The following is a 17,596-nucleotide window of genomic DNA, read 5'->3' as shown; positions in this document are numbered from 1 at the left end:
ATTCTGGGGGGACGAGTGGGAACAGCTGTGCCCCTCGTCGCTGAACTGGCTTTTTTTCAGTCGGGACAAGGGGCAGGCCGTACGTCTCAGATGGCCCCGGCAGTCACACCGGCGTCAACACCCTGTGAGTTATCCACAGATCGTCTGACCTTTCCCCACCGTGTGGACAACGCTGTGGATAACCTCTGGTCAGAGCTTGCGCGGGCTGTCTACTTCCACTGCGTGGAGACGCCGAAGCCGGCGGCGATGAAGCCGAACCCGACCACGATGTTCCAGTTGTCGAAGCTCTGGATCGGCAGGTCGCCCTCGGTCACGTAGAAGACCACGATCCAGGCGAGCCCGATGAGGAAGAGCGCCAACATCACCGGAGCCACCCAGCTGCGGTTCGTCAGCTTGATGCTCGTCGCCTGCTTCGAGGCCGCGGGCGGCGGCGTGAAGTCTGACTTCTTGCGGATACGTGACTTCGGCACGAGGGACTCTCCTGTCGATGCGCTGCGTTACCGCGCAGGGAACTGTGGCTGGTGCCCGGTGCGGGGCGACGGGGAAACACTGCCTCCCCCGGGCGTCCGTTAGCGTAGTGCTTCCGCGGCGTCGAAGGAGATAAGGGTACGTTGAGCAATTCTGCCGACTCCCCCACCGAGCCTGCCCGCCGACCCGCCCTGCGACCGGTCAGGCTGCTGACGGCCGGGGTTTTCGCGCTCGCCGGGCTGATCTTCGTCACCAGCTTCAATACCGCCAAGGGCACCAATATCCGTACGGATGCCTCGCTGTTGAAGCTCTCCGATCTCATTGATCAGCGCAGTCACAAGAACAAGGAGCTGGGCGAGACGACGGCGGCCGTACGCGACGACGTCGACGCCCTCGCACAGCGCGGCGACAGCAGTACGCAGGCCGAGGACGCGAAGCTCAAGGCGCTGGAGGCGTCCGCCGGCACCCAGAAGCTCTCCGGCGCCGGCCTCACCGTCACGCTCGACGACGCCCCGCCGAACGCCACGGCCAACCCCGGCTACCCCGAGCCCCAGCCGAACGACCTGGTCATCCACCAGCAGGACCTCCAGGCGGTCGTCAACGCCCTGTGGCAGGGCGGCGCCAAGGGCATCAGGGTCATGGACCAGCGGCTGATCTCCACCAGCGCGGTGCGCTGTGTCGGGAACACCCTGATCCTCCAGGGCCGTGTCTACTCGCCGCCGTACAAGGTCACCGCGATCGGTGACCGCGACGAGCTCCAGCGTGCGCTCGCTGCCTCCACGGCGCTCCAGAACTACCAGCTGTACGTCAAGGCGTACGGCCTCGGCTGGAAAGTCGACGAACACGAGGCGATGACTCTTCCCGGCTACTCGGGCACAGTGGATCTCCACTACGCGAAGCCTGTGAGCTAACGCCTGGGGGAGTCGGTGTCGGTGCGAGCAGTCGTCAGGACCTTCAGCGAGCTGTGCGTCACCGTGGGCACCTTGATCGTGCTGTTCGTCGTGTACGTGATGTTCTGGACCGGGATCAAGGCTGCCGACGCGAGCGACGGGCAGATCCACAGCCTCCAGGGCACGTGGGCGCGCGGCTCGCTGCCCACCACCGCCCCCGGGACCGCCGCCCCCGAGGCCGCAGCCCCGCCGGCCCCCGAGGCGTACGAGCCGGGCAGGCCCTTCGCCGTGATGTACGTGCCGCGCCTCGGCAAGGACTGGGACTGGCCCGTCCTGGAGGGCACGCGGACGAGGACCCTCCAGAAGGGGCTCGGCCACTACGAGGGGACGGCGCGGCTCGGCGAGACGGGGAACTTCTCCGTCGCCGGTCATCGCCGTACGTACGGCGACCCCTTCAAGGACTTCCCCAGGCTGCGGCCCGGTGACGCGGTGGTGCTGACGGACGGGGCGACCTGGTTCACGTACCGCGTCGCCAACACGCCGTACCGGACCGTTCCGAGCGACATCGGTGTGATCGACGACGTTCCCCGGAAGGCCGGTCTCGACGGTCCCGGGCGTTATCTGACGCTGACCACGTGCGAGCCGGAGTGGGGCAGCAGTCACCGGTTGGTCGTGTGGGCGCACCTCGACGCCACCCAGCCCGTGGAGGAGGGGAAGCCGCGCGCTTTGAGCGGCTGACCCACGAGCGTGCGCTGTCGCCCTTTACTCTGGGTTTCGACCGAACGGAAGGGACAGCATGTACGGCTGGATCTGGCGGCATCTGCCGGGCAACGCATGGGTGCGGGCGCTGATCGCGCTCGTACTGATCCTCGCGGTCGTCTACGCACTGTTCCAGTACGTCTTCCCGTGGGCGGAGCCGCTGCTTCCGTTCAACGATGTGACGGTGGACGGGGGGTCGGGCCAGTGAGCGCGCGGATCCTGGTGGTCGACAACTACGACAGCTTCGTCTTCAACCTCGTCCAGTACCTCTACCAGCTCGGCGCCGAGTGCGAGGTGCTGCGCAACGACGAGGTGGAGCTGAGCCACGCCCAGGACGGCTTCGACGGCGTGCTGCTGTCGCCGGGCCCCGGCGCCCCCGAACAGGCGGGCGTGTGCGTCGACATGGTGCGGCACTGCGCCGCGACGGGTGTGCCGGTCTTCGGTGTCTGCCTGGGCATGCAGTCGATGGCGGTGGCGTACGGCGGTGTGGTGGGCCGGGCGCCCGAGCTGCTGCACGGCAAGACGTCTCCCGTGACGCACACGGGCGTCGGCGTCTTCGCCGGGCTGCCCTCGCCCTTCACGGCGACGCGCTACCACTCGCTGGCGGCCGAACCGCAGGCGCTGCCCGCCGAGCTGGAGGTGACCGCGCGGACGGCCGACGGGATCATCATGGGCCTGCGCCACCGGGATCTGCCGGTCGAGGGTGTGCAGTTCCACCCCGAGTCGGTACTGACCGAACACGGGCACCTGATGCTGGCCAACTGGCTGGCGCGGTGCGGCTATCCGGGGGCGGTGGAGCGGGCGGCCGGGCTCGCGCCGGGATGGGGTGTCCCCTGCTCGAACGAAGCTGAGAGCTCGGGGAAGGGCAAGGCCGCCGCGTGACGGCGCTCCGCCCCGACCACGACGCCGGCCGGGAGGCCTCGTACGAGCAGGGTGCGTACGAGGCGGCAGGCGCGTTCGAGGCGGCGGTGGAGCAGCTCGCGGATCCGCTGAACGATCCGCTGCCGGGTCAGGACCGGCCGGCTGCGGCGCCGGGTCAGCGTCCGGGTCCGGGTCCGGGCCCCGACGCCGGAGTGACCTCGCCGTGGTTCCGGCCGGCGACGGCGCCGCCCGCGCAGCCGGTGAATTCCGGGTACGAGCAGGAGTACGAGCCGTACCGGCAGCCCGTGCAGCCCTTGCGGCCCATGGAGCCTGTGCGGCCCGCGCAAGAAGCCGTACAAGAGGCCGTACAAGAGGCCGTACAAGAGGCCCAGCAGCCCCTCCAGCAGCCTCAGGGGCCGTACGGCTCCCAGGGTCGGCCCCAGGGCTGGTACGGCGGCCAGCAGCCCGCAGCGGCCCCCGAGCCGACGCCCGTACCCGCGGCCACATCGACATCCACATCGACACCTGCGCCGGCCCCCGCGCCGGCCCCCACTCCCGTCTTCGACGACGAGACCGTGGCCCTGCGGACGGACGACACCCGGCGCATGGCGGAAGCCGGGGCGGCACCGGTCACCGGTGGCCGCGCGGAGCGTCGCAGGGCGGCCAAGGGGAAGAGGGGCCGCGGCAGGGCCTCCGAGGGGAAGGCCGGGGGGAAGGCTGAGGTGAGCCCCGAGCCGCCGCGCTCCCGCGTTGAGGCCAGGCGCGCCGCCCGCGCCGCGAAGGACAGCCCGGCGGTCGTCGCCAGTCGCTTCTTCGGGGAGATGTTCATCTCGCTGGGCGTGCTGATGCTGCTGTTCGTCACGTACCAGCTGTGGTGGACGAATGTCCGCGCCGGTCTGTTCGCGGGCAAGGAGACGGACAAGATCCAGGAGGACTGGGCGAACGGCCGCAAGCCCGGGGCGTTCGAGCCCGGGCAGGGCTTCGCCATCATGCACATCCCCAAGCTGGACGTCGTCGTCCCGATCGCCGAGGGCATAGACAAGGCGAGGGTCCTCGACAACGGCATGGTGGGCCATTACGCGGAGGGCAAGCTCAAGACGGCGATGCCGTCGGACAAGCAGGGCAATTTCGCGGTCGCGGGGCACCGCAACACGCACGGCGAGCCGTTCCGGTACATCAACCAGTTGAAGCCGGGCGATCCGATCGTCGTCGAGACGCAGGACACGTACTACACGTACGAGATGGCGAGCATCCTGCAACAGACCTCGCCCTCGAACGTGAGCGTGATCGGGCCGGTGCCGCCGGGTTCCGGTTTCACCAGGCCCGGCAGGTACATCACGCTGACGACGTGCACGCCGGAATTCACGAGTACGTACCGAATGATCGTGTGGGGCAAGATGGTCGACGAACGGCCGCGCAGCAAGGGGCAGCCCGACGCGCTCGTCGGCTAGAGCGGGCAGGCCGGACGTATGAGACTCAGGACGGGGACGGGTGCGGTGGCAGCCAGGACGACCGAGCAGGACGAGCAGACCGGCACGCCCGTGCCCGCGTCGGCACCCGCGGCGCGGAGGAAGCGCGGACGTGTCGCGGGCGCGGTGAGCCTCTTCGGCGAGCTGCTGATCACGGCGGGCCTGATCCTCGGCCTGTTCGTCGTCTACTCGCTGTGGTGGACGAACGTGCTCGCCGACCGCGACGCGGACAAGCAGGGCAACGAGGTGCGCGACCGGTGGGCGGGCGGCTCCGGGGCCCTCGACACCAAGAACGGCATCGGCTTCCTGCACGTACCCGCGATGAAGAACGGCGAGGTACTGGTCAGGAAGGGCACCGACGCCAAGGATCTCAATCGTGGAGTCGCCGGGTACTACACGGATCCGGTCAAGTCGGCGCTGCCGCAGGACAAGCAGGGCAACTTCTCGCTGGCGGCACACCGGGACGGGCACGGCGCGAAGTTCCACAACATCGACAAGCTCAAGGACGGCGACGCGATCGTCTTCGAGACGAAGGACACCTGGTACGTCTACAAGGTGTACGCGAAGCTCCCTGAGACCTCGAAGTACAACGTGGACGTACTGAAGCCGGTCCCGAAGGAGTCGGGCAAGAAGAAGCCGGGCCGCTACATCACGCTGACGACGTGCACGCCGGTCTACACGTCGAAGCACCGGTACATCGTGTGGGGCGAGCTGGAGCGTACGGAAAAGGTCGACCGACACCGCACACCACCGGCGGAGCTGCGCTAGCGTGCCGGGCTGGTTCTAAGCTGCAGCTTGCATCTTAGAAAGTAGAGACAGGCTGTCTCTCTTTCGAGAGCGACGCGCTGTCACTCTCGACATGAACTGGGCCCGAAGCCGCAACTTGCCTTTGCGGCTTCGGGCCCTTCGTCGTCCCTACGGCTAACGCAGCACTTGCAGCACTGTGCCGGCGCTCCATGCCTCCAGCAGTCCGCGGTGTACGGCTGTGACGCCGTACTCCACCGCGATGGCGAGGGCCTCCTGCGAGAACGGGCAGGTGGCTACGTACAGGGCCACCTCCGCCTGGTGCTGAACCTTGGCGGCTCCGAGGAACTTCTGCATCTCACCGCTCCACACGGAGCGGTACGGCGCGAAGTTCTTGCACTGAACGACCAGCCGGCGCCCGTCAGCGGCGTACGCAGTGATGTCGGCGCCCCGGTCGCCGCGCCCGCCGTGGACCACGACCTCGGTGCAGCCGTCCCGGCGGAGCAGCCCTGCGACGTGCTGCTCGAACTCCCGCCAGTTCATGGCGTCCATGGCGGCCATGACTCCGGCCAAAGGCTGCCGCTCCTGTGCCCGCTCCAGCCGCACTAGTCGGACGTCGTGCTGGACGAGCTTCCGCTCGATGCGCTGCACATCTTCCCGGAGGGAGATGAGTTCCTGCCGCTGCTCGGCCGACGACTCGATGAGCGCGTTGAACATCGGAACAACAGCCTTGCCGAGGATATGGGTGATGCGTCGGTCGATGCGGTCGTCGAGGGGCTCGGGTGCTGTGGGGACAAAGTTATCCACAGGCTGGGTACGGGCGATGTATTCGGCGTCGAGGAGGTACGTACGCACCTGACGTGCGACTTCGCTGTCCCGGAGCAGCATGGCGACGTTGAGGACCGCTCGACGGCTGAAAACAGCGAGCGAAGCAGTTCGGGGGGAGACCTGACCGCGTTGCTTGAAGCAACTCAGTTCCGCACCTGTGAGGACGCGATAGCCGTTGGCTTCGACCTCCTCGCGGTGGTCGAAGACCACGGCACGGATGACGGTATCTGCGACTTCGAAATAGGCGGCGACCATGGCTGTCGTCACATGCAGACCGTCCGGCAGGAGCGACAGCGCCTTGACCCTGTCGAGTACTTCCGTCCGGGTGCTCACGCTTTCGCGCAGTGACTTCGACTCCAGAAGAACGGTCTCGTTGAGCACCTCTTACCCCTTTGCTCGCTGTCCTGACTGAGCTCCTTAAAGGAGCTCAGTGGTGACATGCTCAACGAGTCTGTACATATGAAGACACGCACGGTTTTCGCAGCTATGTGCGGTGCTGTTTTGTGTGCTCCGGAGCATGCAAGAAGGGCCGTGGACTTCGGATGAAGTCCACGGCCCTTCTGCGTGCTGTACGGAGCTAGTCGCGCTCGCCGCCGTTGCGGCCGAACGCGCCGCCGAAGAGGCCGCCGCCGTTGTTGCCGCCGCCGTCACCTCCGCCGTCACCGCCGCCGTCACCGCCGCCGCCACCCGCGGTGGTGAGGTTGACGGCCGTGCCCTTGGGGACCTGCTGGCCGACCGCGGGCTGGGTGAGGACGACGATGGCTTCGTCGTCCTGCGGCTCGGTGATCGTGCCGACGGTCAGGCCGGCGTCCTCGATCGCCTTGCGGGCGTCCTTGAGCTTCTGGCCGGTCACGGGCGGTACCGCGACCTGCTCCGGCTGGGCCGGGGCCTTCGCGACGGTCAGGGTGACGGTGCCGCCCTTGTCGGTCTGGCTGTTGCCCACGGGGTCCTGCTTGATGACCGTGTTCGGGGGCTGGGTCGACTCTTCCTCGACGCGGGACACCTGGAAGCCGAGGTCGGTGAGCTGCTTGCTGGCCGCCTCGAAGCTCTGGCCGACCACGGGCGGGACATCGGCCTTGGTGGACTTGGCGATGGAGAGGGTGATCGTCTCGCCCTTCTCCGCCTTCGTGCCGCCCTCGGGGTCCTGATTGATGACCGTGCCGGGCGTCTTCTCGGACTCGACCTGCTTGGTGTCGACCTTGAAGCCCTTGGACTCGAGGTTCTCGGTGGCCCGGTCCTTCGACTGGTCCATGACGTCGGGGACCTCGATCTTCGGAGCGCCCGTGGAGACGACGACCGTGACGACCGAGCCTTCCTCGACCTCCTGGCCGCCGTCCGGGGACTGGCTGCAGACCTTGCCCTTGGGCTGCTCCTCGCACTCCTTGCGCTCTGAGACCTTGACCGTGAGATCGGAATTCGTGCCCAGTTCCTTCGCCTTGGCGAGGGTCTCTCCGACCAGGACCGGCACCGTACGGTTGCCCTTGTCGCTGTCGGGGCCGAAGACCGCCTTGCCGATGAGGATCGCGCCGACGAGGACGAGGATGCCCGCGAGGACGAGCAGGATCGTCGAGGTGTTGCTCTTCTTCTGCTGCCTGCGGCGGTCCGGGCGGTCGTCATAGCCGTAGCCGCCGTCGTCCGGGTTGACCGGCGGCAGCATCGACGTCGGGGCGCCGCCTCCGTCGGCCGAGCGCATGGCCGTGGTGGGCTGGCCGTCTCCGTGGCCGCCGTAGCCGCCGTAACCGACCGAGCCGAGGGCGGCGGTGGCCGCTACGGGCTGGCCGTCGAGACAGGCCTCGATGTCGGCGCGCATCTCGTCGGCGGACTGGTAGCGGTAGTCGGGGTCCTTGACCAGTGCCTTCAGGACGATGGCGTCCATTTCGGGCGTGATCTCGGGGTCGAAGTTCGACGGGGGCTGCGGCTCTTCCCGTACGTGCTGGTAGGCGACAGCGACCGGGGAGTCGCCGATGAAGGGCGGCCGTACCGTCAGCAGCTCGTAGAGCAGGCAGCCGGTGGAGTAGAGGTCGGAGCGCGCGTCGACCTGCTCGCCCTTGGCCTGCTCCGGGGAGAGGTACTGGGCGGTGCCGATGACCGCGGCGGTCTGCGTCATCGTCATGCCGGAGTCGCCCATGGCGCGGGCGATGCCGAAGTCCATGACCTTGACCTGGCCGGTGCGCGTCAGCATGACGTTCGCCGGCTTGATGTCGCGGTGGACGATCTGGGCGCGGTGCGAGTACTCGAGCGCCTGGAGGATGCCCACGGTCATTTCGAGCGTGCGCTCGGGCAGCAGTTTGCGGCCGGAGTGCAGCAGCTCACGCAGGGTGGAGCCGTCAACGTACTCCATCACGATGTACGGGATGGAGACGTTGTCGACGTAGTCCTCGCCGGTGTCGTAGACCGCGACGATCGCCGGGTGGTTGAGCGAGGCGGCCGACTGGGCCTCGCGGCGGAACCGGGCCTGGAAGGACGGGTCGCGGGCGAGATCCACCCGCAGCGTCTTCACGGCGACGGTGCGGCCGAGCCGGGTGTCGTGCGCGATGTAGACCTCGGCCATGCCACCACGGCCGAGCACCGAGCCCAGCTCGTACCGGCCGCCGAGGCGACGCGGCTCTTCCATAGCTAATCCAGCCCTCTCCGTCTGTCCCGACCGCACCTGTGTGTGGTCCGGCGGTGTGCTGTCCGCGCATACGGTACCGGGCGGGCCGAACCTGGTCCGCCCGTGACTGCCCGCTGATACCCGACCGGTACCGCGACGTGGGCGTACGCGGCTGTCAGGTGACCGGCGTCACTTCTCCCTGTCGAGGACCGCCTGCATCACGTCCTTCGCGATGGGGGCCGCGAGACCGCCGCCGGAGATGTCCTCGCGGTTGGCGTTGTCGTCCTCGACGACGACGGCGACCGCGACCGGGGAGCCCTGCTCGGTCTTGGCGTACGAGATGAACCAGGCGTACGGCTTCTCACTGTTGTCGACGCCGTGCTGCGCGGTGCCGGTCTTGCCGCCGACGGTGACGCCTTGGATCTTGGCCCGGGTGCCGGTGCCCTCGTTGACGACCGTCTCCATCATTTCCTGGAGCTTCTGGGCGTTCTCGGGAGCGAGCGGGGTGCTCATCTCCTCGGGGCTCGTCTTTTCCAGGACGTCCAGGTTCGGGTCGGTGAGCCGGTCGATCATGTACGGCTTCATCAACTTGCCGTCGTTGGCGATGGCGGCGGTGACCATGGCCATCTGGAGCGGGGTGGCGGCGGTGTTGAACTGGCCGATGGAGGACAGGGCGGTCTGTGCCTTGTCCATGTCCTTGGAGAAGACGCTCGCGTTGGAGCGGACGGGCACGAACTGCTGCTCGTTGAAGCCGAACTTCTCCGCCGTCTCCAGCATCTTGTCGTTGCCGAGGTCGGCGCCGATCTTGCCGAAGACCGTGTTGCAGGACCACTGGAGAGCGACGCGCAGGGTGGCGTTCTCGCAGGGGTGGTTGCCGTCGTTCACCAGGTTCTTGGTGGAGAGCGGCAGCCTCCACGGCAGCGGCGACTCGGTCTTCGCGTCGATGTCGTCGTACCGGCCGTGCTCCAGGGCGGCGGCCGCGGTGACGACCTTGAAGGTCGAGCCGGGCGGGTAGGTCTCGCGCAGGGCCCGGTTCGTCGTCGGCTTGTCCGGGTCCTTCTCGTACTTCTGCCAGTTCTTCACGTCCTCGTCGGTGTTGCCGGCGACCTTCGAGGGGTCGTACGAGGGGGTGCTGGCCAGGGCGAGGATCGCGCCCGTCTTCGGGTCGATCGCGGCGACGGCGCCCTTGCGGCTGCCGAGGCCCTTGAAGGCAGCCTCCTGTGCCGCGCCGTTGAGGGTCGTGAGGACGTTGCCGCCCTGCTTCTTCTCACCGGTGAACAAGGAGAGGGTACGGTCGAAGAAAAGCCGGTCGTCGGTCCCGGTGAGGATGTCGTCCGCGATGGACTCGATCTGGTTGGAGCCCATCCGCTGTGACGTGAAGCCGGTGACCGGCGCCCACATCGGTCCGTCCTTGTAGGTCCGCTGGAACTTGAAGTCGCCGCTCTTGGATTCCTTGGACCCCGTGATGGCCTTGCCGTCGACGATGATGTCGCCACGCTTGTGGGCGTAGCGCTCGATCATCACGCGGCGGTTGTTCTCGTTCTTCGCGAGATCGTCGGCCTCGACGTACTGGATCCAGTTGACGCGTACGAGCAGGGCGAGGACTAGCAGGCCGCAGAAGATCGCGACCCGGCGCAGGGGCTTGTTCACGGGCGGACCACCTGGGTCATTTCGGCATCAGGGGAGGGTGCGGGTGCGGGTGCGGGCCGACGTGCCGTGTCGCTGATGCGCAGGAGGATGCCGATCAGCGCCCAGTTGGCGATGACGGAGGAACCGCCTGCCGCGATGAACGGCATAGTCATACCGGTCAGCGGAATGAGTCCCATGACACCGCCGGCGACGACGAAGACCTGGATGGCGAAGGCCCCGGAAAGGCCGATCGCGAGGAGCTTGCCGAAGGGGTCGCGCGCGGCGAGCGCCGTGCGTACGCCGCGCTCGATGACCAGGCCGTACAGGAGCAGCATCGCCATGAGGCCGGTGAGCCCCAGCTCTTCGCCGACTGTGGCGAGAATGAAGTCGGAGTTGGCGGCGAAGCCGATCAGGTCGGAGTCGCCCTGGCCGAGACCTGTGCCGAACATGCCGCCGGAGCCGAAGGCCATCAGTGACTTGGCGATCTGCTCACTGGCTGCCAGCTTGCCGTATCCGGCGAAGGGGTCGAGCCAGGCGTCGACGCGCTGCTGGACATGCGGTTCGAAGGTGGCGACACCGACCGCGCCGGCCGCAGACATCAGCAGGCCGAAGACGATCCAGCTCGTGCGCTCGGTGGCGACGTACAGCATCACGACGAACAGGCCGAAGAACAGCAGTGAGGTGCCGAGGTCGGTCTCGAAGACCAGGATCAGGATCGACAGCGCCCAGATGACGAGGATCGGTCCCAGGTCGCGGCCGCGTGGCAAATACATGCCCATGAAGCGGCGGCTGGCGAGCGCGAGCGCGTCGCGCTTGACCATCAGGTAGCCGGAGAAGAAGACCGCAATAATGATCTTGGCGAACTCGCCGGGCTGGAGGGTGCCGACGCCGGGAATGTTGATCCAGATCCTGGCGCCGTTCACGGGGGGGAAGAACATGGGCAGAACCAGCAGGATCAGTGCCACGACCATGGAGATGTAGGTGTAGCGCTGGAGGATGCGGTGGTCCTTGAGCAGTACGAGTACGCCCACGAGCAGGGCGACGCCCGCTGCCGCGAAGACCAGCTGCTTGGTGGCAGCGGGGGCGAAGGTGTCCAGCGCCTGGAACCGCTTCGACTGGTCGAGCCGCCAGATCAGTGCCAGACCGATCCCGTTGAGAACGGTCGCGAGAGGCAGCAGTAGCGGGTCGGCGTACGTGGCGAACCTGCGCACGGCGAGGTGCCCGGTGCCTGCGAGCAGGGTCAGGCCGAGGCCGTATCCGAGCATGCCGGAGGGCAGTTCGCCGTTGAGGGCGAGGCCGACGTTGCCGTACGCGAAGACCGCGATGACGACGGCGAAGACGAGTAGTAGGAGCTCGGTGTTGCGTCGGCTCGGCGCTTCGATCGCGCCGATGGTGGTCGTGTTGGTGACAACGCTCATGGTGGTAAGGCCCCCTACGGCTTTACGGCTTACCGCACTGCGAGACCAGCTTCTGCTCTTCCTCGGAGAGGCTGGGGCCAGGAGTGGGCGGAGCTGTAGCCGTCCAAATTTTCTGGGTCTTGGTGGTCTGGGTCGTGGCGCCGGAGCCAGTGGTTCCGCCCGCCTCGCCCTCGCCCGTGCGTGCGTCGTTTTCGCGCTCTGCCTTTTCGCGCTCTGCCTTTTCGCGGGCTTCGCGCTCTGCCGTACGGCGTTCCTCGTCCTTCTTGCAGGCGGAGGCCTGGGTGCCGAGTTCGGTGACCTTCTCGCGCGCGTCGGCGAGGCTGCCCTCGGTGATGGTGGCCTCGACCTGCTTGCGCTGGTAGGGCGGGAGGTACTTGAGTTCGATCTCGGGGTGGTCCTTCTCGACCTTCGAGAGGGAGACCCAGGCGAGGTCCTGGCTGATGCCCCGGTAGAGCGCGACGTGTTCGTCGTTGGCGCCGACGTAGTACTGGGTCTGGGTCCAGCGGTAGCCGCCGTACAGACCGCCGCCTACGACGGCGAGCGCGAGGAACAGGAAGAAGGATCTTTTGAGCCACTTGCGGCCGGCGCGTGGCTTGAGGAAGTCCTCGTCGCTGTACGTGCCGAAGGTGCCGCCGTGGGCACCTCCGTAGCCGCCGTTGTCACCGCTGCCGGGAGGGCCGAAGGCGCCTCCTGGTGCGGGCTGCTGGGGAAGGGGCCGGCCGAGGCCCGCCGCGCGGCCCGCGGGGGTCTGCATGGCGGCTGCATTGTCGGCGGCGGTCGCCTGGATCTGGTTCTCGGCGACCGCGCCGACGACGACCGGGGTGTCGTTGAGCTGCCCGGCCAGGGTGTCGTTGCCGTCGACGTCGAGGACGTCCGCGACGATGCAGGTGATGTTGTCGGGTCCGCCGCCGCGCAGGGCGAGCTGGATGAGCTCCTGCACGGTCTCCTGGGGGCCGTGGTAGCTGGCGAGCGTCTCCTCCATCGTCTGGTGGGAGACGACGCCGGACAGGCCGTCGGAGCAGATCAGGTAGCGGTCGCCGGCCCTGACCTCGCGGATGGACAGGTCGGGCTCGACGTGGTCGCCGCTGCCCAGCGCGCGCATCAGCAGGGAGCGCTGCGGGTGGGTGGTGGCCTCTTCCTCGGTGATGCGGCCCTCGTCGACGAGGCGCTGCACCCAGGTGTGGTCCTGGGTGATCTGCGTCAGTACGCCGTCACGCAGGAGGTACGCCCGTGAGTCGCCGACGTGTACGAGGCCGAGGCGCTGACCGGTCCACAGGAGGGCGGTGAGCGTGGTGCCCATGCCCTCGAGCTGGGGGTCCTCCTCGACCATCATGCGCAGCTGGTCGTTGGCGCTCTGCACGGCGGTGCCGAGCGAGGTCAGGATGTCCGAGCCGGGTACGTCGTCGTCGAGGGTGACCAGGGTCGAGATGACCTCGGAGCTGGCCACCTCACCGGCGGCCTGCCCCCCCATGCCGTCGGCGATGGCGAGAAGGCGTGGGCCGGCGTAACCGGAGTCCTCGTTGCCTTCCCGGATCATGCCTTTGTGCGATCCGGCGGCGAAGCGCAGTGACAGACTCATGCGCACCTCGCCCGTCGGCTCCGGGTACATCCGCACGGTGCCCACCCTCCGGTCGGGAGCCCGCGGTGATCCGTTGTGGGGACCGCCGCGGCTCGCTCGCTCCGCTCGCGCTCAATCATGACGTGGCACTACTTCCGCAGCTCGATGACGGTCTTGCCGATGCGGATCGGCGCGCCCAGCGGAATGGGGGTCGGGGTGGTGAGTCGGGTCCGGTCGAGATACGTGCCGTTGGTGGACCCGAGATCCTCGACGATCCACTGGCCGTCACGGTCCGGGTAGATCCTGGCATGACGGCTGGACGCGTAGTCGTCGTCCAGCACGATCGTCGAATCGTGCGCCCGCCCCAGCGTGACGGTCTGCCCCTGGAGGGCCACCGTCGTGCCGGTGAGTGTGCCTTCGGACACCACCAGTTTTGTGGGGGCGCCGCGGCGCTGGCGCTGCTGCGGCGGTGCCGCAGCTTGTTGCTGGCGTCCGGCCTGCTGCGGTCTGGCGTCGGCGGACGCGGTGCGGCGTGAGCCGCGCTGCGTGACCCGCGTACCGAACAGATCGCTGCGGATGACCTGGACGGCCACAATCACAAACAGCCACAGTACGGCCAGGAAACCTAGCCGCATGACCGTCAGGGTCAGCTCTGACATTGCCCCCGCTTCACCCTTCGGCTTGCCGATAAACGATGGTTGTGCTGCCCACGACGATCCGCGAGCCGTCGCGGAGCGTAGCGCGGGTGGTGTGCTGTCCGTCTACCACGATGCCGTTGGTAGACCCGAGATCCTGGATCGTCGGGGGCGTTCCGGTCCGGATCTCACAGTGCCGGCGCGATACGCCGGGGTCGTCGATCCGCACGTCTGCTTCGGTGCTGCGGCCCAGCACCAGCGTCGGGCGGGACATCTGATGGCGGGTGCCATTGATCTCGATCCAGCGCCGCGTCTGCGCGCCCGGCATCGGGCCGGGGCCCGGGCCGGCCGGTCTGCCGGATACGGCTGCCGGTCCGCCGGGCCTGGCGCCGGGCGGCGGGGCCGCGGGCATGGGGGGCGCTCCGGGGGCGGTCGACGGCGGGTAGCCGTAGCCGCCGCCGCGGGGGGCGGCGGGTGCGGGGGCGGGCCGGCCGGGGGCCGGGCTCTGCGGCGGGGCGGGCTGTGACGTACTCGATGCGAGGGTGCGGCTGCGTACGCGGTAGAGACCGGTGTCGAGGTCGTCGGCGTTCTCCAGGTGGACCTTGATGGGGCCCATGAAGGTGTAGCGCTGCTGCTTCGCGTAGTCGCGGACCAGGCCGGAGAGCTCGTCGCCGAGCTGGCCGGAGTACGGGCTGAGGCGTTCGTAGTCCGGGGTGGAGAGCTCGACGATGAAGTCGTTGGGGACGACGGTCCGCTCGCGGTTCCAGATGGTGGCGTTGTTGTCGCACTCGCGCTGGAGGGCGCCGGCGATCTCGACGGGCTGGACCTCGGACTTGAAGACCTTGGCGAAGGTGCCGTTGACCAGACCTTCGAGACGCTGCTCGAAACGCTTCAGGACTCCCATGGGGCACCTCCTCCGTCGTTGTCGTCCTGGTACTGCTTACTGATCGTATCCACGCGTCGGGAAATCGGCTGGTTCCCCTTGTCTGCACAGTGGATGAGTGTCACCTCTCACAGGGATCGTAGAGGTGGCCCACTGACAGTGTCCCGCACCCGGGGAGCACTCTGGAGGAGTGGGTGACGGGCGGCGGCGTTCCTTTGCCGTCGCCCTTTGTCCTTGCCCACCTCGTTCCCCTCCTCGGGTCCCCCTGAACAACGGGTGTGAATCCACCCTGGCCACCGTGCTAATCTTCTGCATGTCGTCAGGCGCTCGCATAAACCAGTGAGAGAATCGAACGGCACCACTCATGCGCGAGTGGCGGAACGGCAGACGCGCTGGCTTCAGGTGCCAGTGTCCTTAGGGACGTGGGGGTTCAAATCCCCCCTCGCGCACTTTTGAGAAACCGACGAAACGGGTCTCGGCAGGTGACGGAAGTCGCCCGCGGAGGCCCGTTTCGCGTTGTCCGGATCGAGTGGCGCGGAGGTCAGCCGCAGCAGGTGCTGCCCTGCTGCTTGGCCAGGGTGCCGGCGTCGGCCTTGACGACGTACACCTCCCAGGGTTCCCGGCCGGGTCCGTGGACCCAGACCTTGTCCTGGAGGGCGTAGCAGCAGGTGGTGTCCCTCTCCTGGGCCGTGGTCAGGCCCGCGTCGGACAGGCAGGTAGCGGCGGCGTCTACGGCTTCGGTGGTGTCGACCTCGACGCCGAGGTGGTCCATGCGGGTGTCCTCGCCGGCTTCGCCTTCGATGAGGACGAGCTTGAGCGGCGGCTGTGCGATGGCGAAGTTGGCGTAGCCGTCGCGGAGTTTGGCGGGCTCGGTGCCGAAGAGCTTGGTGTAGAAGGCGACGGACGCGGCGAGGTCGGGGACGCGGAGGGCGAGTTGTACGCGGGACATGGTGTGCCTCCTGTTGGGTGAGTGGGGTATGGGGCTCAGCAGCCGCCGGAAGTGGCCGGGGCCGCTGCGCCGATCTGGAGGGCGGACGGGGCGGCGCAGCAGCCGCCTCCTTCCTGGGGCCCGGCCGCACCGGGCTCGTCGAACAGGCCCGCGCCGCCGCAGACTCCGGTCTCCGGGAGTGTCAGTTCGACGCGCTCGGCGGCTTCCTGGTCGCCCGCGAGGGCGGCCGCGATGGAGCGGACCTGCTCGTAACCGGTCATGGCGAGGAACGTCGGCGCGCGGCCGTAGCTCTTCATGCCGACCAGGTAGATGCCCTGTTCGGGGTGGGACAGTTCCTTCACGCCGTGCGGGTAGACCGTGCCGCAGGAGTGCTGGTTGGGGTCGATCAGCGGGGCCAGTCGGGCCGGTGCCTGGAGGCGCTCGTCGAGGCTGAGGCGGAGCTCGGAGACGAAGGAGAGGTCGGGGCGGAGCCCGGTGAGGACGATGACCTCGTCGACCGGGTCGAGCCGGCGGCCGTCCTCCGCCACGAGGACCAGCTGGTCGCCGGACTTCTCGACGGCGCTGGTACGGAAGCCGGTGGCGGCGGAGGCGTACCCGTCGTCCACGGCCGCCTTGGCGGCAAGACCCAGCGCCCCGCGCGCCGGAAGCTGGTCGGCTTCGCCGCCTCCGAACGTGTCGCCGCCGATCCCGCGCCGCAGGATCCACACCGTGTGCGTCCCGTCCGTCTCCTTGGCGAGGCCGGCCAGGTAGGCGAGCGCGGTGAACGCGGAGGCGCCGGAGCCGATCACGGCCGTGCGCTTGCCGGCGTAACGGGCCCGTACGGCGGGGTCGTTGAGGTCGGGTACCCGGTAGGAGACGCGGTCGGCGGCCGCTCGCTCACCGAGGGCGGGCAGGCCGTCGCCGCCGATCGGGCCGGGTGTGGACCAGGTGCCGGAGGCGTCGATGACGGCGCGGGCGGTGAGCCGCTCCTCGGAGCCGTCGGTGTTCAGGACGTGGACGGTGAAGGGCTGCTGCTCGCGCTCGGCATCCACCACGCGGTCGCGGCCGAGGCGGGACACACCGGTGACGCGGGCACCGAAACGGACCTGGTCGCCCAGGACGTCGGCGAGCGGCTGGAGGTAGTCCGCGGCCCAGTCACCGCCCGAGGGGTACGTCGTACCGTCGGGCGCGGACCAGCCGGTCGGGGCGAGCAGCTTCTCGGCCGCCGGGTCGACGACCTCGGCCCAGGTGGAGAACAGCCGCACGTGGCTCCACTCGCGGACGGCGGTGCCCGCGCCCGCTCCGGCCTCCAGGACCAGAGGCTCGATGCCGCGCTCGACGAGGTGGGCGGCGGCGGCCAGGCCGATCGGGCCGGCGCCGATCACGACGACCGGAAGCTTCTGCTCGCTCATGACTGCTGTCTCCCTGTATTGATGTCTGTCTATGTGGCGAGCCTCCCACCTGTATAGACCGTTGTCAACATAGACACGTGTCGAAATCGACTGTCCGGTTCCGGACCGTGGAGGGGGGGATTGGTTCGACGCGTGTCAACATAGACGTATGTCGAACGCAAAGGTCCTGCCGCTGCTGGAGCCGGACATCGTGCCCTGCTGCCCGCCGCTGAACGAGCGCCCCCTCACGGCGGACGAAGCAGTACGCACCGCCGCGATGTTCAAGGCACTCAGCGATCCCGTTCGCTTGCGGCTCTTCTCGGCGGTCGCCTCGCACGAGGGCGGGGAGGCATGCGTGTGCGACATCTCCGACGTCGGCGTTTCCCAGCCCACCGTCAGCCATCACTTGAAGAAGCTGAAGGAAGCGGGGCTGCTCACGTCCGAGCGCCGGGGCACCTGGGTGTACTACCGCGTCGAGCCGTCCGTGCTGGCCGGGATGAGCAAGGTGCTGGGCCAGTACGCCGCCTGACGAGTTCAGCGGC

General features: G+C 68.3%; 17 protein-coding genes and 1 tRNA gene. 8 read left to right on the top strand and 10 right to left on the bottom strand.

Annotated features, from left to right (window positions below; translation table 11 throughout):
• Positions 1-209: 209 nt before the first annotated feature.
• The gene (crgA, locus tag J7E91_RS02605; protein ID WP_214898759.1) at positions 210-470 is read right to left on the bottom strand and encodes a cell division protein CrgA; all 261 of its coding nucleotides are present in this window, start codon (positions 468-470) and stop codon (positions 210-212) included.
• Between the two features lie 141 nt (positions 471-611).
• Between crgA and J7E91_RS02600 the strand changes: the two genes are divergently transcribed.
• Genes J7E91_RS02600 through J7E91_RS02575 form a run of 6 tightly spaced genes read left to right on the top strand, consistent with a single transcriptional unit; the run spans position 612 to position 5,215 of the window.
• Positions 612-1,379, top strand: coding sequence for a DUF881 domain-containing protein (locus J7E91_RS02600; protein ID WP_214898756.1), 768 nt, complete (start codon positions 612-614; stop codon positions 1,377-1,379).
• Between the two features lie 15 nt (positions 1,380-1,394).
• Positions 1,395-2,096 (top strand): class E sortase, encoded by a 702-nt coding sequence (locus J7E91_RS02595; RefSeq protein ID WP_214898754.1) that lies wholly within the window; start codon positions 1,395-1,397, stop codon positions 2,094-2,096.
• Positions 2,097-2,154: 58 nt separating this feature from the next.
• Positions 2,155-2,325 carry a hypothetical protein gene (locus J7E91_RS02590; RefSeq protein ID WP_214898751.1) on the top strand — a complete coding sequence of 57 codons (171 nt, stop codon included), beginning with the start codon at positions 2,155-2,157 and terminating at the stop codon, positions 2,323-2,325.
• The gene (locus tag J7E91_RS02585; RefSeq protein ID WP_308375960.1) at positions 2,322-2,999 is read left to right on the top strand and encodes an aminodeoxychorismate/anthranilate synthase component II; all 678 of its coding nucleotides are present in this window, start codon (positions 2,322-2,324) and stop codon (positions 2,997-2,999) included. The genes J7E91_RS02590 and J7E91_RS02585 overlap by 4 nt, the downstream gene beginning before the upstream one ends.
• Entirely contained in the window at positions 2,996-4,429 is a 1,434-nt protein-coding gene (locus tag J7E91_RS02580) for a class E sortase (RefSeq protein WP_214898749.1), read from the top strand. Before J7E91_RS02585 ends, J7E91_RS02580 begins: the two co-directional genes overlap by 4 nt.
• A gap of 18 nt (positions 4,430-4,447) precedes the next feature.
• Entirely contained in the window at positions 4,448-5,215 is a 768-nt protein-coding gene (locus J7E91_RS02575; RefSeq protein WP_251015061.1) for a class E sortase, read from the top strand.
• Positions 5,216-5,368: 153 nt separating this feature from the next.
• Here the strand turns inward: J7E91_RS02575 and J7E91_RS02570 are convergent, their stop codons facing one another.
• The 7 genes from J7E91_RS02570 to J7E91_RS02540 all read right to left on the bottom strand — a co-directional run bounded on the left by J7E91_RS02570 (position 5,369) and on the right by J7E91_RS02540 (position 14,756).
• Positions 5,369-6,400: a restriction endonuclease gene (locus J7E91_RS02570; protein ID WP_214898748.1), complete on the bottom strand. Its 1,032-nt coding sequence runs from the start codon at positions 6,398-6,400 to the stop codon at positions 5,369-5,371.
• A gap of 196 nt (positions 6,401-6,596) precedes the next feature.
• Positions 6,597-8,633, bottom strand: coding sequence for a Stk1 family PASTA domain-containing Ser/Thr kinase (pknB, locus tag J7E91_RS02565; RefSeq protein WP_214898747.1), 2,037 nt, complete (start codon positions 8,631-8,633; stop codon positions 6,597-6,599).
• 168 nt (positions 8,634-8,801) lie between these two features.
• Complete coding sequence (locus J7E91_RS02560) at positions 8,802-10,262, bottom strand: penicillin-binding protein 2 (protein WP_214898746.1); 1,461 nt, start codon at positions 10,260-10,262, stop codon at positions 8,802-8,804.
• Entirely contained in the window at positions 10,259-11,659 is a 1,401-nt protein-coding gene (locus tag J7E91_RS02555) for an FtsW/RodA/SpoVE family cell cycle protein (protein WP_214898744.1), read from the bottom strand. Before J7E91_RS02555 ends, J7E91_RS02560 begins: the two co-directional genes overlap by 4 nt.
• A gap of 22 nt (positions 11,660-11,681) precedes the next feature.
• Positions 11,682-13,238 carry a Stp1/IreP family PP2C-type Ser/Thr phosphatase gene (locus J7E91_RS02550; protein ID WP_214898795.1) on the bottom strand — a complete coding sequence of 519 codons (1,557 nt, stop codon included), beginning with the start codon at positions 13,236-13,238 and terminating at the stop codon, positions 11,682-11,684.
• Between the two features lie 128 nt (positions 13,239-13,366).
• On the bottom strand, positions 13,367-13,876 hold the full coding sequence (locus J7E91_RS02545; RefSeq protein ID WP_028810660.1) for an FHA domain-containing protein: 510 nt from the start codon (positions 13,874-13,876) through the stop codon (positions 13,367-13,369).
• 10 nt (positions 13,877-13,886) lie between these two features.
• Entirely contained in the window at positions 13,887-14,756 is an 870-nt protein-coding gene (locus J7E91_RS02540) for a DUF3662 and FHA domain-containing protein (RefSeq protein WP_214898742.1), read from the bottom strand.
• A gap of 345 nt (positions 14,757-15,101) precedes the next feature.
• Here J7E91_RS02540 and J7E91_RS02535 point away from each other — a divergent pair.
• Positions 15,102-15,184, top strand: a tRNA-Leu gene (locus J7E91_RS02535).
• A 92-nt stretch (positions 15,185-15,276) separates the two neighbouring features.
• On the opposite strand, the gene J7E91_RS02530 is transcribed toward J7E91_RS02535, so the two are convergent.
• Entirely contained in the window at positions 15,277-15,684 is a 408-nt protein-coding gene (locus J7E91_RS02530) for an ArsI/CadI family heavy metal resistance metalloenzyme (RefSeq protein ID WP_214898740.1), read from the bottom strand.
• 35 nt (positions 15,685-15,719) lie between these two features.
• Positions 15,720-17,075 (bottom strand): NAD(P)-binding domain-containing protein, encoded by a 1,356-nt coding sequence (locus J7E91_RS02525; RefSeq protein ID WP_214898738.1) that lies wholly within the window; start codon positions 17,073-17,075, stop codon positions 15,720-15,722.
• Between the two features lie 148 nt (positions 17,076-17,223).
• Between J7E91_RS02525 and J7E91_RS02520 the strand changes: the two genes are divergently transcribed.
• Positions 17,224-17,583, top strand: coding sequence for a helix-turn-helix transcriptional regulator (locus J7E91_RS02520; RefSeq protein WP_028810657.1), 360 nt, complete (start codon positions 17,224-17,226; stop codon positions 17,581-17,583).
• Positions 17,584-17,596: the final 13 nt, after the last annotated feature.

It is taken from the genome of Streptomyces sp. ISL-99, assembly GCF_018614005.1.
GTDB classification, from domain to species: Bacteria; Actinomycetota; Actinomycetes; order Streptomycetales; family Streptomycetaceae; genus Streptomyces; species Streptomyces flavidovirens.
Note: the sequence above shows the minus strand (reverse complement) of the source record. Positions and strands in the feature narration are given on the sequence as shown.